The sequence below is a fragment of the Paenibacillus sp. PastF-3 genome (assembly GCF_029893135.1).
In the GTDB taxonomy this organism is placed as follows: Bacteria; Bacillota; Bacilli; order Paenibacillales; family Paenibacillaceae; genus Paenibacillus_AQ; species Paenibacillus_AQ nitricinens.
In genome coordinates this window covers 12,776-35,129 of record NZ_JARXWM010000012.1, presented here as the reverse complement: position 1 = coordinate 35,129, position 22,354 = coordinate 12,776, and the positions used below count along the sequence as shown (strand labels likewise).

Below are 22,354 nucleotides of genomic sequence, written 5' to 3'. Positions count from 1 at the left end.
ATGTGAATGGCTGCTGCAATTAATTATATGAGTTTGAACTCCACTTTAGAATTATTGCGTAACTGCTGTTGATTTAGGCTCCAGTGCATTACTTGCTTTTCCCGGCTCAATTAGCTGATCTACAGGTGTTGCCGCACTCATCCAGTTGTCGATCATGGCCTTAGCTTCACTCAAATCCTCTTCATCAACGATATCATAATAAACACCATCCATACGTTTACCTTCGCCCATGACTGTGAAGCTTGAGATATCCATGCCTTTTCCACCCATGAATTTTTTGGCTAGACTGATGATCATCGAAGGCTCTATATCAGTTTTGAAATTATCTCCCATAATATCCAACAACTTCGGAATGTTGCCAATTTGACTGATGGATAACATTTTATTTGCTACGACATCAATAAAAACCTGTTGACGTTTGGTACGGTTAAAGTCACTATCCTCACGATAACGCGTATAGTTCAGTGCTTCTTGTCCGTTATAAAGCGACTTGTTAGCTTCAATTGTAAACTTTTCATGATCCTTACCTTTGTTCACAATGTCTTTCTTAATCGGCAGCGGAACGCCTCCAATAGCATCTACAGCATCCTTGAGTCCTTGGAAATTTATTGTCGCATAATATTGAATATCATGACCAAGCAGTGCTTCTAGGGAATCCTTGGCCATCTGTTGCCCCCCAAAAGCATAGGCATGTGTAATCTTATCCTTTTTATTATCCTTATGACCTATAATTTCCGTATACGTATCACGCGGAATAGAAATAAGCAGGATCTTATAGTCCTCAGGACGAACAACAGCGTACATCATGGTATCTGAACGTGCCGTTTCATTATCACGTTGATCGGTACCTAAGAGCATGATTGAGAACGGATCGCTCTTGTACACAACCGGTTCTGGCTTAACCTTGTTATCATCCTTGAGTGGCTGGTAAGATTCTTCCTTTAGCTTAGTTTCAACCCGATCAGACAAAAAGAGGTCGAAGGCTAATACAGCCAGGGAATTCCGAAACAGAAAGCCTCCCGCTATAATAACAACAAGAACAATGAGGGCGATATATCTTTTCTTTATTTTTTTCATCTTTGATTGCTTCATTTTTGATTCCTTCTTTATTGTAGAATAATTGCTTGCCATATATATAATGCTTCCTGAATCTTTATCAGGCAGTCATGACTTTATTTCTCACGGCGATCAACTGTCCCTTATTCCATTATCTTATTGTCCCCCCTTTCAGGAAATTCAGGTCATTCAAAATTATAGAAAAAAAGTTTTTGGCGGCTCTAAAATAATGTGGACTAAAACAATATTTCTATTGTAATCACTAAATGGATAAAAAGAAACCACAAATAACGACATGAATAGGGAAAAAGCACCAAACCAAGTAATAAATACTGGTATGGCGCTCCGACTTTAGTTCCTAATTGTGAGCGGATTCATCATATGTTTAACCCGATCTCCGGATTGTAAACCACGAAAAAATCCGTAATCAAATAATTTTGCTGCACCTTCAAATCGGCTCTCATATGTCTTTGCCCCCATAACAACTGCAATAAACCTATGCCCGTCCCGCTGAGCCGAGCCTGCAATGCAGTATCCTGCCCGGGTATTGTGTCCAGTCTTTAAACCATCTGTACCCTCATAAGCGTAAATGCCACCCATAGCTGGCAACATGAAATTGCTATTACTTACATATAACCCCTTATCCTTCAAATGCATTTGTGTACGGCTAGAAATATTGAGAATATCCGGATGATGATAGATTAGTGCGGCAGCCAGTTTAGCGGTATCACGAGCTGTCATCATTGTCTCACCGCTGACATGCATATTCGGATCAGTGAAACCAAGATCCTTACCTGATAGTCCCGTTGCATTAGTAAATATTGTGCGAGTAGATAAACCTAGACTACGTGCCTTGTCGTTCATCATGAGCACAAAAGAGGCTTCTGAACCAGCCATATACTCTGCCAATGCAACAGTAGCATCGTTCGCAGAATATATAGTGACTCCTTCAAATAATTCCCTTATAGTATAGAATTCTCCCCGCTTCAATGAGAGACTTGTGCCGCCCATTTTACTTGCATAGGCACTAATTGGGACTCTATCCTCCCATCTAATCATTCCAGAGGAGATTTGATCCAGCACAATCATTTCTGTCATTAATTTAGATACACTGGCCGGTGGCATGGGTACATCACCATTAATATCCACCCATATATCTCCGGTATCCATATCTAGAAGCACTGCTGATTCCGCGTCAATATTCGGTTTAAAACCAAGCCCTGTTGGCCTCCATACCGCAATCAAGACAACGACTAATACAGCTGCGATTGCCCCCACTACTATCCGTCTCTTCATCGTCGTCATCCTCCATACTATATATGACGAATGAAACTACAATTTGATTTCACTTTTCACAAAAAATTATTATTTTATTTTTCGTCATCTTCCTTAATCCACCATTTATAAGGGTCTATAATCGTACTGATAGAATTCACACGAACGCCCTGTAGGCGCTTATTTACTGGAACAATGGCTTTTCGTTCGGCAAAAAAGATCATAGGTACCTCTTCATTAACCAGCTTCTGCCACTCATAATATATTTCTTTACGATAATCCATGTCGTATGCCTTCATACTTACGCCTTCACGAATCAGCTCTTCATTCCGCTCTGAAGACCAACGTGGATAGTTCCATAGATCATTTTCTCTCCATAGACCTGTTGGATCGGGATCACTCGCAAGCCCCCATACTCCGTAAAAGAGTTCAATTGACGGATCGTCGGCTTCCACTGCGTCGTAAAAGTTGTGGAATTCCTTTAATGCTCCACCGTTTAGCTGTACATCTAGTCCAACATCACGCCAATTTCTTAAAATAGCTTTGGCACGTAGCTCTGCTGTTTGACTGCCTAGCATAGAATCAAAATGGATCTTCAGCTTCTGACCCTTTGGGTCTTCCCGTAATCCATCACCGTCTAGATCCAAGAACCCGGCAGCATCCAGCAGTTCTTTAGCCTTAGTAGGATTATAAAGGTAAGTATTAATCTCAGTATCAGGAATCTTCGCCCAGCTAGTGCTAGATATTGGAGTCTCTATAGGCTCAGCTAGACCGTGGGAATATGCTTTAATGATTCCTTCACGATCTAAAGCATAATACATAGCTTGCCGTAATCTTTTATCTTTAAATTTAGGGTTATCCATTACAATTTTTTCGGTTTTCGTATCCCAATGCCCGAACTTAAAACCTATATATTCATAGCCCAGCTCAGCAGTTTGCAGGATGTTTACATTCTCCAGTTTATTTAGATCATCATAAGCATCACGAGGGGCTGACTCTATATCGATTTCTCCTGTTTGAAAGCGTTCAGTCACTTCCTTATCGTCAAATGCCTTATACACTATCCCATCCAATAGGGCTTTGCCCTTATAATATTGATCAAAACGTTTCATTTCTACCCTCTGGCCAGGCTGAATATGTTCAACCTCAAAAGCACCAATGCCTATAGGAGATTTCCGCATCTGGTCACTTTCAGGCATATCTTTAACAGCAATTCCAGTATAATATTTTTTATTCATCGGATAGGGCCACAGACTATCGATTGTGTTTACCCGTGCAGCCGTTACAGTTATTTTCAAAGTATAAGGATCTATGACCTTCAATCCCGATATGCTCTTCGCTTCTCCCTCATGATAGGCTTCTGCACCCTGAATCATTTCAACACTATAATAATGCGAGCCCGTATAATCTGGACTAGCAATCGTTTCAATTGCGAATTTCCAATCCTCTACCGTTAATTCATCACCATTATGCCAACGGATGCCCGGTTTAATTTTAAAGGTAAATACTTTATGATCATCAGATTCCTGCCAAGAGGCGATATTAGGAACCGTCACTAGTTCATCATTTACCTGAAACATCGGCTCAGTAATAAACTCCAGCACATGAAAATCATCTTCCCCTTCATAAAAAGCAGGCTCAAACAAACCCGTAAATGGTGAGGAGAATCCGTAGGTAACTACTCCACCAGCCTGTGGCTTATCGTCTACTAAATTATGGCGCGAAGATAATGGATTACTGCTGGAAGTTGCCCTACTACATGCTGACAATAAAGTTGCCATCACGAGCAGCGTTAACAACAACCTGCATATTTTCTTATTATTCATGTGTTTCTTCCCTTCTCTAGTTGAACATATATCTACATATAAGCTATGGAATATAAATAGTTTTACTGTAACAAAGTTTTTCTGGCGTTACAATAACTTCTAAGCCCTAGGCCTTTACTCCTGCTTGAATTTCACATATTTCGTTATATCTAAAAAAAAGACCTGTCTTTTGGACAGATCTTCATTGCATTTATTCTTCCTTTATTCTTCCTCTCTATGCGTAATCCTTAGACCCTCAACATGTTTACGCTGCATCAATTTGCGCTTTTTACGAGTATCTTTACTCTCAAAAATAATATCAAAGTCATACTCCTCCGGATATAACTCCTCTTTTGAAAGATATGGCTTCAACCGCTTATGGTTAATTCTCAGCTTTTGCTTCTGGATCATCACGCCAACCATTCCTAAATGATCTCTCTTCTCATACACGATCCCTGTCCGGCCGAGTGAAGTTACCACAACTGCATCTCCAATTTCAAATTGGACGACCAGCTTCTCCTTGCTGCTGACGGATGGAGTAACCTCCTCTTCTGTGTTGTCATTTGCCTCTACGGCGTGCTTAACATGCCCCTTCTCTCCCTCTTTGCTAAAAAGACTTCCCCAAGCCTCACCGCCGCCTTTCTGCAACCTTTGTTGCTGCGCCTCTACGATTTCCCATGATCGTTTGATAACGTTATCCTGTATCCCCAGCTTCTTTGCAATTTGCAGCGCGTAACTCTCCCCCGCTTCTCCAATCGTTAATCGATACAACGGCTGTAGTGTTTCTTTGTCGAATTCCATTCTTGCGTTTTGAAAGCCAGTCGTTGCAGCAGCAAAGGCTTTTAACTCATTAAAATGTGTGGTAACAATAATATTTGCCCCTTTACGGCTCAGCTCTTCCAGAATCGCGATAGAGAGCGCAATGCCTTCCCCGGGATCCGTACCAGCCGCCAGCTCGTCAATGAGCAGCAGCACACCTTTAGATGCATCTCTCAGCATCCCCTCAATACTCTTCATTTGCGCCGAAAATGTACTAAGTGATTGTGCCAAACTTTGTCCGTCGCCGATTACACTGATCACATCTGTAAAAATAGTAAATTCGCTGCCCTCCTCGACCGGAATTAACAGCCCTGATTGAGCCATGATCGTCAGTAGCCCCAGTGTCTTGAGGACTACAGTTTTGCCGCCTGTATTCGGACCTGTAATAATGAGGGATTTATAGCCCTTACCCACCTCCAAATTGATCGGAATCATCCCCTTCAGCATGGGGTGTCTGCCTCCGTTCATCATAAGAAATCCTCTCGCGTTCAGAGTAACAGCAGATGCCCCCAGCGTTCGCGCATATTTAGCTTTGGCAAAAATAAAATCATAGGTGCCCGTAACCTCAATATTAAGCTGCAGTGCGGTCTGTTCCTGTTCTACCAAGCTAGTTAGCATGCTGAGGATTACAGCTTCTTCTCGCGCCTCTTCCCCTAATAGTAAATCAAGCTCTATCTGGAGGGCAGCGATCTCGTCTGGTTCGATAAACACCGTCTGTCCACTTGTGGATTGATCAAGAACAGATCCTTTTATTTGCTTATGATATTCTCGTTTTACGGGGATAACATAACGCCCACCCCGCTGGCTGTAGATATTCTCCTGTAAAATCGATTGATGGCGTGACATAATTCCGTCAATTTTTTTATGAAGACGTTCTTTAGCCACTACAATCCGTTTACGAACTCGCTCTAACCCCTTACTTGCCCCATCGTCAATCGCACCAAAACGGATACAGCGATCAATAGCCTCCCTCACGTCATTTAACTCCATCAGCGAGGATGCATATGCTGCAATCCGTGGAGCACTCTGTTCTTTAGAGGCCATATATTTGCGCAGTTGACTACAGCTCTTAAGAAATGTAGCAACCGCAGTGAAATCTTGCTCACTATACAAATATCCAGTCCCCATTAAGGACATAATCCACTCAATGCCTTCTAATGAAGGAATGGGTACACTCGATCCTCGTTCCAGCAGTTCTTTAGCTTCAGAAGTTTCCTCCATTGCTCTTTGAATCGTCGGCAGAGAGGTCATTGGCATAAGCTCTCCTACAGCTTTTTTCCCTACATAAGATACTGCATGACGACCAAGTTCAGTTTTAATCATTTCGTATTCCAATGTGCTTAAGCTTTGTAAGTTCACAGCAAATCCTCCTTCAAATCTCTATTATTGGCTTAGACCTAATTCTCCCTAACGCAAAGAAGGGCAAAGAATGCCACTATGGCAGTCCTTGCCCTTCTTTTTATGCTGATGCCCCCTATGGTTCTAAGGCTCCCAAAATTGAAAACAGGTGCCGAAAAACAAAAAAACCGTGCATAAGAGCACGGTTAATTACAAAGAGAACAACAGCCGTAAAGAGGCCATTTGACGCTTCGTGTGTTCTTAACTAAATCATCCACCCGTAAGGAACAACAGACTGCTGCGTAATACGAACGCAAATAAAGCACGTAATCGCCTCATGACGAGCCTGCTAAAGTCTTCCTAATCAAGTGTTATGAAATTGCTAGTTAAGAACGTTCACCGACATCAAAATTTCCCCTTTAGTTATAGGATAGCTGTAATTTAACACATAACAGTGCCAACGTCAAACGATTCCACACCCAAATGATTTAATTTCATGCTTACCGCACTAATAATGCTTCCTTTTCTGCATACAAAAAAAGCAGCCGGTTTCCCGACTGCTTTTATAAAACGTCCTATTCCGTTGTGTAAGGAAGCAACGCGATTTGACGCGAGCGTTTTACAGCAATGGTAAGAGCGCGTTGGTATTTTGCACTAGTACCTGTTACACGACGTGGCAAAATCTTTCCACGTTCGCTGATGAACTTCTTAAGAAGTTCGGTATCTTTATAATCAATGTGAGTAATCTTGTTCACAGTGAAAAAGCAAACTTTTTTACGCTTGTTGCGTCCACCACGACGTGCTGGTCTTTTGTCGTTGTCGGCGCCTTCTCTTGGTTTAAAAGCCATATTCTTTTCAGTCCTTCCTAATTAAAATGGCAAATCATCATCCGATATATCAATCGGTTTACCATCGCCCGAAAAAGGATCTTGAGTATTGTTGTTACGCGAGAAATTATTGTTGTTATTTCCGCGTCCAGCGTTACCACCGCCACCATATGCTGGCTCTTCAGGCATACTACTTGCACCACTTGAAGTATTTCCACCTTCACGGCTCTGTGAAGATTCCAGGAAACGAACATTATCAGCAATAACTTCAGTTACGTATACACGTTTGCCTTCGTTATTCTCATAATTCCGCACTTGGATGCGTCCTTCCACTGCTGTCAGACGACCTTTGCGCAAGTAATTGGCACAGGTTTCTGCTAGCTGTCTCCAGGTTACAACCGGGATGAAGTCTGCCTCACGTTCACCGTTCTGGCCCGTAAAGTTACGATCTACGGCTAGCGTAAATTGCGTTACGGCAACACCAGCGGGAGTATAACGAAGTTCCGGGTCACGGGTCAACCGTCCGATCAAAATGATACGGTTCAACAATTCTGGTCCCCTCCTTTAGAGCGATTCATTACAAAGCTTGTCAAGATCTTAAGCAACGTCGTTCGTAATGAGATAACGAATAACTTCGTCAGAAATCTTCATAAGACGTTCTAATTCAGTAACTACTGCAGGTTCTGCATTGAAGTTAACCAAAACATAAACGCCATCACGGAATTTCTTGATCTCATACGCAAGACGGCGTTTACCTTGCACTTCGTGCTTTGTAATTTCCCCGCCATTGGAGATGATGCCTTGGAATTTATCGACTGCTGCTTGAACGGCTTCTTGTTCAATGTCAGGACGAATAATGTACATCACTTCATATTTGCGCATAATTTTCACCTCCTTATGGTCTGAGGCCCCTAATCACGTCAGGAGCAAGGAACGAGCACAAACATAGACTCGCACCTGATTAATATACCAAAATGAACAGCAGAGTGCAAGCAATATTAATACAGGACAATCCATCACCCTCTTTTTACATGAAAAAAACACTACCTGCGCACAATAATTACGAATTCATCTACATTAAAAAGGAGGAATAATAATGGGTGAGAAGACGGAATATGAAGAAGGCGACAAAGCCCCCAATCCAGGCATGTATACAGAGGTAGGAGAAGCGCGAAGCTTCCATACTGAGATTTCAAATCCACAGCACATCAAGATGGAAAAAGGGGACACCTTCCCTGAGACCACCAACAAAAATCGGAAGTGGAAAAAGGTTGAAAAGGCACGGGTACATTAATTGAAAAATAAATGTGTATAAAAAAATCGATAATACACATACTATACTCAGGCAGTACAAAAGAGAGGTGTGGTTCCGTTGGCCGTCGTAGACGAACACAATCACAGGAGATCTGATTCAGCATCTATTGTAAGCTGGGAAGAGTAGTGGGTTATTGCCTTAAAAAAGCATTAGCCTCAGCAACGCCTAATTCACTTTAGTCGCTATAAACAGAGAAATTCCAAACATCATTGATGTACTGCCTCCTGAAGAAGGACCCGAAAGGGGCCTTCTTTTTGTGTTGTATAGAATTCGTTTATAGGCTATTATAGACACAAAAAAACCTCCGTTGCAGGAACGAAGGATTCATTAAAGGTTATATTATGCTGAAGTGGCGGAGAGGGTGGGATTCGAACCCACGCACGCTTTGACACGCCTAACTGATTTCGAGTCAGCCCCCTTGGGCCTCTTGGGTACCTCTCCGCAGCAAAAATAATTGTATCATGCAGACATGCCATTTGCAAGCTTAATTATTGTCTGTATTTTCCTCCAAAGAACGCAGTACCTTCTTCATATTCTTCTCGAATTTGGCACGGGGAATCAGGACACTATGCTGACAGCCTGTACATTTTATTCGGATATCCATCCCCATGCGAATAATTTCCATTTCATTAGATCCACAAGGATGCTGCTTCTTCATTTGTACTATATCCCCAAGCTGAAAAACTTTACGTTCCACTATTCTTCCCCCTCTTCTCCTTCTTGTGCAGCTGCGATTTGCCGTCTTGATCCAGTGTTTGCCGACCCTGTAACTTCTAGTGCATGTTCAGTTTTTGCAAGATCTATTTCAGCCTTCGCCTCTGCTTCTGCTTTCTTACGTGCTTCCTCTTCCGCTTGAGCCTGTTCCAGTGTGTTCTGTTTCTCTAGTGCCTGTTTGATGTCGTTTTGAATTTGTCTTTCCGCTGCATCTCTTGCATTAGGAGCACAACTGGCTGCTATACGAATCACATATTCCGAGGTACTCATGGACTGTATACCGAGCACATTAGGGTAAGCAAGCACATTGGAGTTGCGCTCTTCTATTCCTTTTAGCGCCTCGCCAATTAATCCTAACGTAGCTTCCAAGCTTCGCTCCATTTTAACAGGAACATCAACTACAGCCAATGCATTGGAAAGAGAATAGTTCGTCACATTCGTAATTAGTCCATTAGGGATAATAAATACTTCTCCGGTAGCACTAAGAAGTCTTGTTGTTCGTAATCCGATTAATTCAACAGTTCCTTTATAAGTACCTGTCTGAATCACATCACCCACTGCAAATTGGTCCTCCAAAATAATAAAGAAACCGGTAATAACATCCTTCACCAGACTTTGTGCTCCAAAACCTATTGCAAGACCGAGAACACCCGCTCCGGCCAACAAGGGTGCTAAGTCGAAGTGGAACTCTGAAAGAACGATCATGATCATCACAAAATTACAGATAACCGTTACTACATTTTTCATCAATTCGCCTACCGTAGTAAATCTTCGCGTGTTAGAGAGAATTCTGCCACCAGTTTTACGCTCAAGCGAACGATCAATAATATTAGAAACAATCTTAATGATAACCCTCGTTAAGAGGAAAATAATAAGAATTCGCAAACTTGCGAATAAGACATTAGCCCACATATCAGCATCGGTAAACCAATTCCACACCTTATCTTTAAAACGTAAAGCATCTTTTACAGCATCACCGGGAGTAGCAGCCTCCAATATCCACCTATTCATATCGTGTATTCCTCCCTACCTCTCAATCAGTATGTAGTTCTCGTTGTGTTTTCCGTAGATACCGCGAATCTCGATATTCTGCTCAGTTACAATCCTCTGCACCTCTACCAGCGCACTTGGATAAAACTGAATCGATATCGCGCACCCTGCCGTGATCTCTTTCGGGGTCGGGAATATATCAATCTCAATTTCTGCATATTCAAGCAACATTTCAGCACGAAGCGCCTGCTGGGTAGAGTCAAACGCGATCAACATCTCTTCTTGCATTTACGTTACGCCTCCCATAGGTTTATCGTCCTATCTCTTGCCGTTGTAGTATAAAACCCCTCTTCTATCCATATACTAGATACCATCAAATAGAACCAGCCTCAGAAAGGAAGATAGTATGAATTTTCCATCCAAAGCTACATCAGCGCAAGAAACATCCTGTTTAAAAATATCACATACCGATCCCGATATCTATTCTGCTATTACACACCGACTACTTTTCCATTTTGCACGTACACGCCCTGAGACACAGATTGTCGTCATTTGTGTGGGTACAGACCGATCCACAGGAGACTCTCTTGGTCCTTTAGTTGGTACTGCATTGTCACGTTTTCATAGTCCGCTGTTTCATTTATATGGAACGCTTGAAAATCCTGTCCATGCCGTTAATCTTGAGGAAACTTTGACCCTAATCAATGAAAAATATAGCAACCCTTTTGTCATCGGTATAGATGCTTGTTTAGGTCACTCTACTAGCGTGGGCTGTATCCAAGTTGTTGAAGGACCTCTACGACCGGGCGCTGGCGTAAATAAACAATTGCCGCCGGTAGGTGATATCCATTTGACAGGAATCGTTAATGTCGGCGGCTTTATGGAGTATTTCGTATTACAGAACACGCGATTAAGTTTAGTGATGCGATTATCTGATATTATAGCGACAAGTCTATATTCTGCCTTAAAGCAATGGAATCTTCATGCTAGGTCCGCTGCAACGCGAGAGTAACGACTTCTTTTTCTTCTGGTGATAGCACATATTGTGATTCACCATTCTGCATAGGTTTAGAGTAAATGTAAGAATTCTCACGATTATGAAGACTGGTTAATACAATGCCACTGCTGTTGTCATCCAGTATAGCGACTGAGAAACTCAGATCATTGCCACGTTCACCAAAGGCATTATAACGCTTCAGCGCAATATTGGACTTCATGCCACGCATTCTAGTTTGAGTTGCTTCTAATACGGCTTTTTGCTCACGTTGTTCTTCTTCCAGCATGTCGCTTTGGTTCTTCAGATCAATTAGAAGGCCTTCCAGATCCTCCACACCGTTCCCAGCCATCATGGCCTCATATTTACGCCGCATAGCACGCAGCTTAGCCCCCTGGGCGATCACAGTGATTACCAGCACCAACATAATTACTGTAAAACCAAACACAAACCACTGCAACTGCTCACTAATTAATTGATTTAATTCAGACATGAATGGACCATCCTTTTTATTCATCTGCTGCGGGCATTGCCATATAACTCATCCATAGCAGCCAGCATTCTGCTTATATTATGCTCTGTCGTATCTACACCTACACTCGCCCGAACAGCACCACTCTCTAGCGTATCAACTGCCTTATGTGCCAAAGGGGTACAATGCATACCTGCTCTAACCGCTATTTTATAATCACGATCTAGACGGTGAGCGATATTCGCTGACTCTTCTCCATCCACCACAAACGATACAATACCCGTTCTTGGAGCGCCTAGTGAGGGTCCTAATAGTCTAATGCTCGGGATGTGAGACAAACCCTCCATTAGCCTTTGAGTTAACGCCCACTCTCTCTCATGAATAACGCTCATCCCTAAAGATTGTACCTTTTGAACACCTGCTAGTAAACCGGCAATCCCTACCGTATTTTGCGTCCCTGCTTCATACCGATCTGGACGAACATTGGGCTGTTCGCTATTTTCCGATTGACTACCTGTCCCTCCATACATTAAGGGTTCAAGATCCAATTCAGGTGATATATAAAGTCCGCCGGTTCCTTGTGGTCCAAGTAGTCCTTTATGCCCCGGAAATGCCAATAAGTCTATATTCATTTTTTTAACATCAATATCAAGTGAACCCGCGCTTTGAGCTGCATCTACCAGAAATACGGCGCCATGAGATTTAACGATATCGCCAATATCGTTAATAGGCAGTATGCTTCCAAGTAAATTGGAGCTATGATTGCAAATGACCAGTTTGGTGTTTAAGCGAAAAGCATTTTCGAGTTCTAGTAAATCCAATTGTCCTTCACGATCTACTTTTAGATAGTCCACTTTTATCCCTAGAGTCTTACGCAAGTATTCCAGCGGCCGTCTCACAGAATTGTGTTCTGTCATGGTTGAAATCACGTGATCTCCCGCTTTAAGCGTCCCTCTGATCGCCATATTTAAACTCATCGTAGTATTATGGGTAAAAGCTATATCTTGCGCATTAGATACACCGAACAACTTAGCCAGCGCACTCCGTGTTCTTACTAACACTCGGCCGCTTCCTATCGCTAGCGAGTAATTCCCTCTACCAGCATTCGCTCCTGACTGCAGAGCATTCATCATCGCAGCTGCAACCTCTGGTGGTTTAGGCCATGAGGTAGCGGCATGATCCAGATATACGAAGTCTTCCATAACCTCGCTCCTCGTCTATTACCCTTTTTTAATCAACTTATTCAAAAAAACATACCCCTAATTATCCGATTAAGGATATCTCAGGATATGTTCTTAGCATAGATACCCATTTAGTTACCCAATAATTCCAACAATCTTTCTAAATCCTGAGTACTGTAGTAATTCAGTTCAATCTTCCCTTTTTCCTTACCCTGTTTTATTTTCACCGTTGTTTTAAAACGTTCACGCAATACTTCCTCTACATTATCAATATAGGGATCACGCTTAATAACTTTGACTTTAACTCCGTTTGCAGGTTTACGATCTAAGTTCTTCACTGTTTCTTCTAATTCTCTGACGCTCCACTGTTGTTCCACGCATTGTTCGGCCAGTTGTTTAATCACTTCCGGATCCTTTAAAGCAACAATCGCCCGTGCATGCCCCATTGACATTGTTCCACGTGAAACATATTCTTTTACTTCTTCAGGTAAAGAAAGCAATCTCAGGAAGTTGGCGATATGTGATCTGGACTTTCCTACCTTAAGCGAGAGTTCTTCCTGCGTAAGTGAAAATTGATCCATTAGGCCTTGGTAAGCCACAGCAATTTCCATTGCATTTAAGTTCTCACGTTGCAAGTTTTCGATTAATGCAATCTCCATGACCTGTTGATCACTAAGATTTCTAACGACTGCTGGAATTGTAGCTTTGCCACAATATTGCGAGGCCCGGAATCTGCGTTCACCGGCAATGATCTCATACCCCTTCAATACGCTACGAACAATGATCGGCTGGATCACGCCATGTTGTCTGATCGATTCTGCTAGTTCTTGAATGGCCTCTTCATTAAAATCTTTGCGCGGTTGATATGGATTAGCCCGGAGTTGAGCTAAAGGGATCTCAACTACCTTATCATCTTCATTAATTGATAAAGAAGGGATTAGCGCATCCAGACCTTTTCCTAAACGTTTACTCATAAGAAATCACTTCCTTTGCCAACTCTAAATACACTTCTGCTCCTTTAGAGCGAGGATCATAAGTAATAATGGATTGCCCATGAGACGGCGCCTCACTTAACCGGACATTCCGAGGAATAATCGTTCTATATACTTTTTCTTGGAAATACTTCTTAACCTCTTCTATTACTTGAATTCCCAGATTGGTACGGGCATCAAGCATAGTCAATAATACTCCCTCTATCTTCAGATGCGGGTTGAGATTTTTTTGCACCAGACGAACGGTGTTTAATAGCTGACTCAAGCCCTCAAGCGCATAATATTCACACTGTATCGGGATGATTACCGAATCCGCTGCAGTAAGGGAATTGATCGTCAAAATTCCCAGGGAAGGCGGACAATCGATGATAATATAATCATAATTATTTTTAACCGCATTTAGCGCCTTCTTTAGCTTTAGCTCTCTGGAAATCGTTGATACCAACTCAATCTCCGCGCCTGCCAATTGAATCGTCGCCGGAATGATATGCAGCCCTTCATTTTGAGTTTCCAGTATGGTTTCTAGAGGATTTACCTCATTTATAAGAATGTCATATATACAATTCGCCACGTCAGCCTTGTTGATGCCAACGCCGCTAGTAGTGTTACCTTGAGGATCGATATCAACTAGAAGCACTCTTTTTCCTAATGTAGCCATACCGGCACCTAGGTTCACGGAGGTTGTTGTTTTACCGACACCGCCTTTTTGATTTGCTATGGCAATAATCTTGGACACTTATTTCACCTCGAATAGTTAGGAAGAATCTTCTCGTAGATCGCAAGTACAAATGTTCCTGACGCTGATGTTGCGTCACACTTTATGAAGAATATAGACAACTTTTGAATACTGAAACTCTAAATTATAAGTTTTGCCAACATCCCGGTTATAGCCACACAAAAGGCGGCCAATCACCTCAGGGCCGCCTTCAGCTTTTGAAACAATTTATCTTTTGGGGATTTGGATTACAATCTCGTAATGGTCACCGCGGTCATTTTCTGACGTTTTGATTTCCATTCCTGAGCCTGTCACCATATCAATAGATTGACGAATTGTATTAAGAGCTAGACGAACATCCTTGGTATAGGAAACCCGTTTTGACTTTTTAGTTTGTGAGACTTGTTTGTAGAAAGCAATACGAGCTTCTGTTTGTTTAACATTTAATCCTTTTGCAATGATCTCTGCTAACACTTTCAGCTGCATCTCCACACTATCTAGCGATAATAATGAACGTGCATGTCTTTCGGAAATCTTGCGCTCCATCAATGCCATCTTAACCTCTTCAGGCAAATTGAGTAAGCGAATTTTATTAGCTATGGTAGACTGACTTTTACCTAATCGTTGCGCCAAGCTTTCTTGCGTCAATTGATGAAGATCAATTAACTTTTGATAAGCTACAGCTTCTTCAATGGAGGTCAAACCTTCACGCTGTAAGTTTTCTATAAGCGCAATGGATGCGGCCTGTGAATCATTGAATTCACGAACAATGGCTGGAATCGTCTCTAAACCAAGTTTTTTAACCGCTCGCCAGCGTCGTTCACCTGCGATGATTTCGTACACGGAATCGCGCATGCGTACAACTATGGGTTGAATGACACCATGAGTTTTAATCGTCTGGCATAACTCATCGATTTTTTCGTCATCGAATATAGTCCGTGGTTGGTAAGGACTGCTAATGACCTCATGAACTGGTATTTGTTTGATTTCTTCTCCGCTGCTCCGCTCGTTAAATCCAAATAGCTTGGTAAATTGTTCTTTCATTCCGTTCATAACCACCTAATTTCGTTATAGTACGATCTTCTTGACCTTCTTTTCGGAAAGCGTATCGTACAGCAATAAAAAACATTCTGATATTATGAAATCACCTGCTACTATCAGGCATCATAATCTCTCCTTCTTTCGAACAAGAGTACAGAGAAGGAGTTATATACAAAATTAAAAGTCTACTATGCTATTCTATCACTTTTCTCTACATAATCATATTCTCCGTAAAGACCTATTTTTCCTGCATTTTCATAATGATAACAGCCTTATAAACATATCAATTTAGTTTATCTTTTAATTAATGTTCATTAGAGATCGCTATCGCAATTCCCCACAAAAAAAGGTCATCCCCTTTTAAGATAGAGGATGACCTTAAATATATTTACCTATGCCAATGTTTCACGTGAAACATTATTTGATAAGTGGTGTTTTGGCAGGAATTCCCGCTTTTCGTGGGTACTTAGCAGGAGTAGCACCTGTTTTACGAATAATGACAATATGTCGCGCCGACTCTTCCACAGGCAAGCTGAAAGACTCCACTTTACTAAGTTGAGCACGAAGCTCTTTTAAACTGTACTTCGCCTCACTTAATTCTTCTGATGGATCGCTCCCCTTCATGGCAGCAAAAAATCCATCCTTACGTGTAAAAGGAAGGCAGAATTCATTCAACAAGGATAATCTTGCCACTGCACGTGCGGTCACCAAATCATAAGCATCACGATGCTTAAATTGCCGGGCAATATCTTCCGCACGACCATGAATCAATTGCACATCCGTTAATTTTAACGTTGTACAGACATGCTGCAGAAAAGAGATTCGTTTACTCAATGAATCAACAATCGTAAGCTTCAAATGTGGAAAACAAATTTTAAGCGGAATCCCTGGAAATCCAGCTCCCGATCCAATGTCTGCCAAATTGTTTATCTCATTGATATTAATGAAAAAAGCTAGCGAAATCGAATCATAAAAATGTTTCGTGTAAACCTGCTCACGCTCTGTTATTCCGGTAAGATTCATTTTTTCATTCCAGGATACGAGTTCTTTATAGTAGAGATCAAATTGCTTCAATTGTTCCGCTGTAAGTGTAATCCCTCGTACCTGTAAAAGCTGTGTGAATTGTAGTTCCGTATTATCCATAGATTATCCTTTCGCCGCGGTTACCCGGTTGTAATGCTCAAGATATACGAGAAGAATAGAAATATCTGCAGGTGTAACCCCTGCTATCCGAGAAGCCTGACCGATAGAGATCGGGCGAATCTTAGTCATCTTTTGCCGCGCTTCCATCGCTAATCCATGAATCTCATTATAGTTAATGTCATCCGGAATTTTCTTCTTTTCCATCTTTTGCAGGCGCTCCACATGTTGAAGCTGTTTTTCGATATATCCGGCATATTTAATTTGAATTTCCACTTGTTCCTTCATCTCTGCGTCTAGCATTTCGGGTGATGGTGAAACTTGATCTACAAAGCTATAATCAAGCTCCGGACGACGCATTAGAACAAGCAAATTGCTGCCATCTACTATAGGCGCTGATTCATATTGTGCTAGAATATCATTTACCTCAACAGGTTTAACCTTTTTCTCTTGTAGGCGGACAATTTCACGTTCCACCCGTTCCTTCTTGTCTACAAAGTTATCGAAACGCTCTTGAGTGATCAAACCAATATCATAACCGATAGGCGTAAGTCTTAGATCTGCATTGTCATGACGGAGCAGCAAACGATATTCCGCACGTGAGGTTAGCAGACGATACGGTTCATTAGTCCCCTTAGTCACCAGATCATCAATAAGTACACCAATGTATCCCTGTGAACGATCTAAGATTACGGGTTCTTTGTCTTGCACTTTGCGCGCTGCATTAATTCCAGCCATTACACCTTGGCCAGCCGCTTCCTCATAACCGGAAGTACCATTGATTTGTCCAGCAGTGAACAAACCTGGTAGACGTTTAGTTTCAAGAGATGGCCATAGCTGTGTAGGAACCATTGCATCATATTCAATAGCATAGCCGTTACGCATCATCTCTACCTTTTCCATACCAGGGATGGAACGCAAAATCGCTAGCTGTACATCCTCAGGAAGACTAGTCGACAGACCTTGTACATAGTATTCCGATGTATTTTTTCCTTCTGGCTCTAAAAAGATCTGATGCTTAGATTTATCACTAAATCTTACTACTTTATCTTCAATTGATGGGCAATAACGTGGACCTGTTCCTTCAATAATACCCGTAAACATCGGCGCACGATGAAGGTTGTCATTAATAATCTGATGAGTAACCTCAGAGGTATAGGTCAACCAACAAGGTAGCTGTTCATTGTTGGATGATTTCGTCTCAAACGAAAAGAATTTAGGCTCATCGTCGCCCGGTTGAATTTCTGTCTTCGAGAAATCGATCGTATCACGATGTACACGTGGTGGTGTACCTGTCTTAAAACGCACCAATTCAAAACCAAGCTCCCGCAAATTCTCAGATAGCTTCACTGATGGCTGCTGATTGTTAGGTCCGCTCTCATACGTCAATTCACCCATAATCACTTTACCCCGCAGGTAAGTACCTGTGGTCAAAATAACGGTCTTACTATGGTATTCCGTTCCTGTCTTCGTAACTACACCCACACAACGTCCATCCTCAACGATTAGACGCTCAACCATGCCTTGACGAAGCGTTAGGTTAGGCGTTTTTTCCATGGTTTCTTTCATTGCATGTTGGTACAGAAACTTATCCGCTTGTGCACGCAATGCATGCACCGCAGGTCCCTTCCCTGTATTAAGCATACGAAGCTGAATAAATGTCTTATCTATATTACGGCCCATTTCTCCGCCTAGCGCATCAATCTCACGCACTACATGTCCTTTGGCTGGTCCGCCTATGGACGGATTGCAGGGCATGAATGCAACCATATCCAGGTTAATTGTGATCATCAATGTGCTGCAGCCCATCCGTGCTGATGCTAAAGCCGCTTCACAACCGGCATGACCGGCGCCAATGACGATTACGTCATAGTTGCCTCCATCATAACTCATGTCCTGTTTCCCCCTAATTGTTATATTAAAATGTAAAGCTTATTTTCCTAAACAAAATTGCGAGAATATTTGGTCTAACAACGAGTCCGCTGCTGTATCACCAATAATTTCACCCAGCTGTTCCCATGCTAGCCGTACATCGATTTGAATCATATCAATCGGTATATACTGTTCCGCCGCATCGTATGCATCTTGTAGCGATTTATAAGCTTTTTTGAGCAAGGCAATATGTCTCACATTACTTACATATGTCAAGTCACCCGATTCCAGCTTTCCACCAAAAAAGAGTGTCGAAATGGCATCTTCAAGTTTGTCTAGACCTTCCTCTTCCAGAACGGACATCGGTACGATGTTGGACTCCTCAAAGTACGAGAGCAACTTATCCTTATCCAGTTTGGGTGGTAAGTCCATTTTATTCATGATCACTAGGCATTGTCTACCGTGGATTTGTTCCATCAATGCCAATTCGTCCTCATGCAGCTCTTCGTTAGCATTTAACACAAGTAGAATCAGATCCGCATCACTAACTGCCGCCTTGGAACGTTCTACGCCAATCTTCTCGACTACATCCATCGTTTCACGAATTCCCGCCGTATCAAGCAACTTAAGCGGAATGTTGTTTATCGTTATATATTCTTCGATGACATCACGTGTTGTTCCAGGAATATCTGTTACAATCGCTTTGTTATCACGTGCTAACGCGTTTAATAATGAAGATTTACCAACATTGGGACGACCAACTATAGCTGTCGTTATCCCCTCACGAAGAATTTTTCCTTCATTAGAAGTCTTAAGAAGCTTTGTGATTCCTTCCATCACTTCACTGCTTTTATCTTTAATAAATTCAGCTGTCATGGATTCTACATCGTGCTCTGGATAATCTATATTCACTTCGATATGAGCCAGCATCTCAATAAGTGTATGACGCAAAGCATGAATTCGATCCGACAAGGATCCACTGACCTGCTTTAAAGCCACCGAAAACGCGCGATCCGACTTCGAGCGAATGAGATCAATAACCGCCTCAGCCTGTGATAAATCTATACGTCCACCCAAGAAAGCACGCTTGGTGAACTCACCCGGCTCGGCTAACCTTATCTCCTGCTGAAGAAGTAAATCCATCACCCTTCTTACAGAAATTACACCACCATGAGCACTGATCTCTACTACATCCTCAGTAGTAAAAGAACGTGGGCCCTTCATTACGGTTACAAGTACTTCTTCCAGCTTCTCCCCGTTATCCGGACTAACGATATGCCCATAATGAACGGTATGCGATTCCGCTTCAGTTAACGGAACTCGGCTACGAAACAAAGGAGCCACTTGGGAAATAGCCTGTGGGCCACTTACCCGAATAATAGCAATTCCTCCCTCGCCTAATGCCGTTGATACGGCAGCAATGGTGTCACTAAGCATGCTGTTTTTCACCCCAAAACCTGTATTTTTTGATTATAAACGGTCTTATATTTTTAAAAAAGCAATGACCCCTTACATTGGTCAAGGAGTCATTGCATCATATAGTCTTTACTTCAAAGTTATAACGACGCGGCGATTTGGCTCTTCGCCCTTACTAAGGGTATTCACTTGCCGATGATCCTGTAATCTGGAGTGAATAATTTTCCGCTCCTGAGGTGACATCGGTTCCAGTACTACCTCTTTACGAGTCCGAATGACACGACTGGCTAAACGATCAGCCAGCTCTTCGAGAGTTTTTTTACGCCGCTCACGGAAGTTCTCCGCATCTAGCACAAGCCGTATAAAACTGTCGGAGTAACGATTAGCTACGATATTAGCCAAATACTGCAGAGCATCGAGAGTTTGTCCTCTTCTACCAATCAACAGTCCCAAATCTGGACCTGATATCTGCAGAATCGTGGATTCCTTGGTGTGGACGATTTCTACTTCCACTTCGAGCCCCATGCTCTTAGCGACATCCACAATGAAATGAACGGCTTCTTGGTAAGCTTCCTCCACCGGTTGTCCGGAATCTTGGCGTGGCACACCGCCGTTAGCCTCCTGTTTGCTCTCTCTGGTTGACTGCTGAGGCAGTGACGGAGCACTCGCCGCTGATGCCGGTGCGGCTTCGGCTATCAAGGTTAACTCAACCTTGGCACCTTTCGCACCGATCAATCCCAGGAATCCTCTTGATGGCTGCTCAAGTACGTTGACCGTTACCCGGTCCTTTTGAACTCCAAGCTGGGTTAGTCCCCGTTCTACAGCTTCTTCAATGGTTTTCCCTGTTGCGACGACTTTGCTCATTTTGACTTTTTGGCTCCCTTCGATGACTTGTTGCCGCTTTTGCTCTTCGGAGCAGGGCTTGAGTCATCTGTACTTTTCACAGCACTTGCGATTGCCAATTTGTGTTTATCATTGTTGCGATATAAGAAATAGTTCTGAACAATAGTGTAAATGTTACTGTATACCCAGTACAGCGGCAATGCTGCTGGGAAGTTGTAGGACATAACGAAAATCAGAACTGGATAAATCATCATCATGAACTGCATTGGCCCTTGTTGTTGCATCGGGTTCATTTTAGTCATCATTCTGGTTTGTATAAATGTTGTTAATGCTGCTAGCACCGGTAAGATAAACAGATGATCCGGCTTACCTAGCTCCAGCCATAAGAAGGAGTGCTCCCGTAGATGTGGATTATAGTAGATCGAGTTGTAGAGAGCGATAAAGATAGGCATTTGTACGATCAGCGGTAAACAACCCGCCATTGGATTAACCTTATTCTCTTGGAACAAACGCATCGTTTCTTGCTGCACCTTTTCAGGTGTGTCTTTATATTTTTTCTGGATCTTTTGGAGTTCCGGTTGAATGGCTTGCATTGCCCGCGAGCTCTTCACCTGTTTAATCGTAAGCGGAAGAATCAACGTGCGGACAATAATAACCATCACAAGTACGGCTAAACCATATTCTCCGTTAAACCAATCAGCAAACTTGTCCAAGGCAATGGCGAAATAATACACTACATTACTTTGCCAGAAGCCTCCATTCTTTAAATCCTCCGTAGTGTGCGTAACAGCAGCTGACGGAGCGCATCCCGACAGAACAGCTAACGACAACACCATCACTGTGATGAGGAGAAACCATTTTCCCCGTCTAGTCTTCATTAGAGACACTTCAAAACCCCTCTCTTGAACATTCCATTCCACCGTAAATCATACCATAATTATGAATACAAATAAACAAGCCTCTTATGCGTCCTTTATTTGCGGGAAGCCTTGAGTAGCTTGGCTTTGCGCAGTACATGCAGCACGCTTTTTTCGAGCTCTGCGTATTCCATGGAAAGTGCTCCTTTTCTTACGATAAACACCATATCGAGTCCACCTGCGATTTCAGGTTCATGATGACGAACGATTTCCTTCACCAATCTTCTCATTCGGTTACGGACAACCGCGTTTCCAACCTTCTTACTGACCGATACCCCAACTCTAAAACGCTCTACCTCTTTTTTGCTAAACCAATACACTACAAATTGATGATTCGCAAAAGACTTCCCATGGCGGTATACACGACTGAAGTCGGCACGGTTTCGTAATCGTAACTTTTTGTGCACGGGAATCTCCTTCATAAATCCGGTTAAAAGTATCCTTCCGAATTTTTTTCTTCTAATAGTATAGTCATTTGGATGTCGCTATAAACGACCGCGACTACAACGCTGAAATTTCCCTTCTATATTATAGAAAGAAAAATATTCTCAACTTCTCACAAAATAATTCTGTATATACGTTAAATAGCCCCGCAAAGTGTAGCTAGCGCATTAAGCGAGATCCTAGTCGTT

The 22,354-nt window shown here is 42.4% G+C and carries 23 protein-coding genes and 1 tRNA gene; 2 read left to right on the top strand and 22 right to left on the bottom strand.

What is annotated here, in order from left to right; all coding sequences use genetic code 11:
• Window positions 1–51 precede the first annotated feature (51 nt).
• The 7 genes from M2444_RS21790 to rpsF form a co-directional block, all read right to left on the bottom strand.
• The gene (locus M2444_RS21790; RefSeq protein ID WP_179281570.1) at window positions 52–1,092 is read right to left on the bottom strand and encodes an LCP family protein; all 1,041 of its coding nucleotides are present in this window, start codon (window positions 1,090–1,092) and stop codon (window positions 52–54) included.
• A gap of 315 nt (window positions 1,093–1,407) precedes the next feature.
• Window positions 1,408–2,352, bottom strand: a complete 945-nt coding sequence (locus tag M2444_RS21785) for a D-alanyl-D-alanine carboxypeptidase family protein (RefSeq protein WP_280788011.1) — start codon at window positions 2,350–2,352, stop codon at window positions 1,408–1,410.
• 74 nt (window positions 2,353–2,426) lie between these two features.
• Window positions 2,427–4,157, bottom strand: a complete 1,731-nt coding sequence (gene opp4A / locus M2444_RS21780) for an oligopeptide ABC transporter substrate-binding protein (protein ID WP_094876553.1) — start codon at window positions 4,155–4,157, stop codon at window positions 2,427–2,429.
• A gap of 201 nt (window positions 4,158–4,358) precedes the next feature.
• Window positions 4,359–6,314 carry an endonuclease MutS2 gene (locus M2444_RS21775; protein WP_280788010.1) on the bottom strand — a complete coding sequence of 652 codons (1,956 nt, stop codon included), beginning with the start codon at window positions 6,312–6,314 and terminating at the stop codon, window positions 4,359–4,361.
• Window positions 6,315–6,868: 554 nt separating this feature from the next.
• Window positions 6,869–7,141, bottom strand: a complete 273-nt coding sequence (gene rpsR, locus M2444_RS21770; protein ID WP_036651767.1) for a 30S ribosomal protein S18 — start codon at window positions 7,139–7,141, stop codon at window positions 6,869–6,871.
• A 21-nt stretch (window positions 7,142–7,162) separates the two neighbouring features.
• Window positions 7,163–7,669 (bottom strand): single-stranded DNA-binding protein, encoded by a 507-nt coding sequence (ssb, locus tag M2444_RS21765; protein ID WP_036677780.1) that lies wholly within the window; start codon window positions 7,667–7,669, stop codon window positions 7,163–7,165.
• A 48-nt stretch (window positions 7,670–7,717) separates the two neighbouring features.
• Window positions 7,718–8,002, bottom strand: a complete 285-nt coding sequence (rpsF, locus tag M2444_RS21760; protein ID WP_036677776.1) for a 30S ribosomal protein S6 — start codon at window positions 8,000–8,002, stop codon at window positions 7,718–7,720.
• 214 nt (window positions 8,003–8,216) lie between these two features.
• Here rpsF and M2444_RS21755 point away from each other — a divergent pair, with 214 nt between their 5' ends.
• Window positions 8,217–8,414, top strand: coding sequence for a YjzC family protein (locus M2444_RS21755; RefSeq protein WP_042131720.1), 198 nt, complete (start codon window positions 8,217–8,219; stop codon window positions 8,412–8,414).
• A 371-nt stretch (window positions 8,415–8,785) separates the two neighbouring features.
• Here the strand turns inward: M2444_RS21755 and M2444_RS21750 are convergent.
• The 4 genes from M2444_RS21750 to M2444_RS21735 all read right to left on the bottom strand — a co-directional run bounded on the left by M2444_RS21750 (window position 8,786) and on the right by M2444_RS21735 (window position 10,427).
• Window positions 8,786–8,876: transfer RNA gene (locus M2444_RS21750), tRNA-Ser, on the bottom strand.
• 43 nt (window positions 8,877–8,919) lie between these two features.
• On the bottom strand, window positions 8,920–9,132 hold the full coding sequence (locus M2444_RS21745) for a DUF951 domain-containing protein (protein ID WP_094869732.1): 213 nt from the start codon (window positions 9,130–9,132) through the stop codon (window positions 8,920–8,922).
• Window positions 9,132–10,160, bottom strand: a complete 1,029-nt coding sequence (locus tag M2444_RS21740) for a mechanosensitive ion channel family protein (RefSeq protein ID WP_094869731.1) — start codon at window positions 10,158–10,160, stop codon at window positions 9,132–9,134. Before M2444_RS21740 ends, M2444_RS21745 begins: the two co-directional genes overlap by 1 nt.
• A gap of 15 nt (window positions 10,161–10,175) precedes the next feature.
• Window positions 10,176–10,427: a putative Se/S carrier protein gene (locus M2444_RS21735; RefSeq protein ID WP_094876551.1), complete on the bottom strand. Its 252-nt coding sequence runs from the start codon at window positions 10,425–10,427 to the stop codon at window positions 10,176–10,178.
• A gap of 118 nt (window positions 10,428–10,545) precedes the next feature.
• Here M2444_RS21735 and yyaC point away from each other — a divergent pair, with 118 nt between their 5' ends.
• Window positions 10,546–11,151, top strand: a complete 606-nt coding sequence (yyaC, locus tag M2444_RS21730) for a spore protease YyaC (protein ID WP_094869729.1) — start codon at window positions 10,546–10,548, stop codon at window positions 11,149–11,151.
• Here yyaC and M2444_RS21725 read toward each other — a convergent pair.
• The 11 genes from M2444_RS21725 to rnpA form a co-directional block, all read right to left on the bottom strand.
• On the bottom strand, window positions 11,126–11,626 hold the full coding sequence (locus M2444_RS21725; protein ID WP_280788009.1) for a DUF4446 family protein: 501 nt from the start codon (window positions 11,624–11,626) through the stop codon (window positions 11,126–11,128). The two genes, yyaC and M2444_RS21725, sit on opposite strands and share 26 nt — an antisense overlap.
• A 20-nt stretch (window positions 11,627–11,646) precedes the next feature.
• Complete coding sequence (locus M2444_RS21720; RefSeq protein ID WP_094869727.1) at window positions 11,647–12,807, bottom strand: aminotransferase class V-fold PLP-dependent enzyme; 1,161 nt, start codon at window positions 12,805–12,807, stop codon at window positions 11,647–11,649.
• Between the two features lie 110 nt (window positions 12,808–12,917).
• A complete protein-coding gene (locus M2444_RS21715) occupies window positions 12,918–13,760 on the bottom strand; it encodes a ParB/RepB/Spo0J family partition protein (RefSeq protein ID WP_280788008.1) in 843 nt (280 codons plus the stop codon).
• Window positions 13,753–14,514, bottom strand: coding sequence for a ParA family protein (locus M2444_RS21710; RefSeq protein ID WP_094869725.1), 762 nt, complete (start codon window positions 14,512–14,514; stop codon window positions 13,753–13,755). Before M2444_RS21710 ends, M2444_RS21715 begins: the two co-directional genes overlap by 8 nt.
• A 207-nt stretch (window positions 14,515–14,721) precedes the next feature.
• Window positions 14,722–15,537: a nucleoid occlusion protein gene (noc, locus tag M2444_RS21705; protein ID WP_094869724.1), complete on the bottom strand. Its 816-nt coding sequence runs from the start codon at window positions 15,535–15,537 to the stop codon at window positions 14,722–14,724.
• A 414-nt stretch (window positions 15,538–15,951) separates the two neighbouring features.
• A complete protein-coding gene (rsmG, locus tag M2444_RS21700) occupies window positions 15,952–16,677 on the bottom strand; it encodes a 16S rRNA (guanine(527)-N(7))-methyltransferase RsmG (protein ID WP_280788007.1) in 726 nt (241 codons plus the stop codon).
• A 3-nt stretch (window positions 16,678–16,680) separates the two neighbouring features.
• Window positions 16,681–18,567: a tRNA uridine-5-carboxymethylaminomethyl(34) synthesis enzyme MnmG gene (gene mnmG / locus M2444_RS21695; RefSeq protein WP_094869722.1), complete on the bottom strand. Its 1,887-nt coding sequence runs from the start codon at window positions 18,565–18,567 to the stop codon at window positions 16,681–16,683.
• A gap of 39 nt (window positions 18,568–18,606) precedes the next feature.
• Window positions 18,607–19,983 carry a tRNA uridine-5-carboxymethylaminomethyl(34) synthesis GTPase MnmE gene (gene mnmE / locus M2444_RS21690; RefSeq protein WP_280788006.1) on the bottom strand — a complete coding sequence of 459 codons (1,377 nt, stop codon included), beginning with the start codon at window positions 19,981–19,983 and terminating at the stop codon, window positions 18,607–18,609.
• Between the two features lie 108 nt (window positions 19,984–20,091).
• Window positions 20,092–20,826 carry an RNA-binding cell elongation regulator Jag/EloR gene (jag, locus tag M2444_RS21685; RefSeq protein WP_042193066.1) on the bottom strand — a complete coding sequence of 245 codons (735 nt, stop codon included), beginning with the start codon at window positions 20,824–20,826 and terminating at the stop codon, window positions 20,092–20,094.
• Window positions 20,823–21,692: a YidC/Oxa1 family membrane protein insertase gene (locus tag M2444_RS21680; RefSeq protein ID WP_094869720.1), complete on the bottom strand. Its 870-nt coding sequence runs from the start codon at window positions 21,690–21,692 to the stop codon at window positions 20,823–20,825. Before M2444_RS21680 ends, jag begins: the two co-directional genes overlap by 4 nt.
• 86 nt (window positions 21,693–21,778) lie before the next feature.
• Window positions 21,779–22,129, bottom strand: a complete 351-nt coding sequence (gene rnpA, locus M2444_RS21675; protein WP_042193070.1) for a ribonuclease P protein component — start codon at window positions 22,127–22,129, stop codon at window positions 21,779–21,781.
• Between the last annotated feature and the right edge of the window lie 225 nt (window positions 22,130–22,354).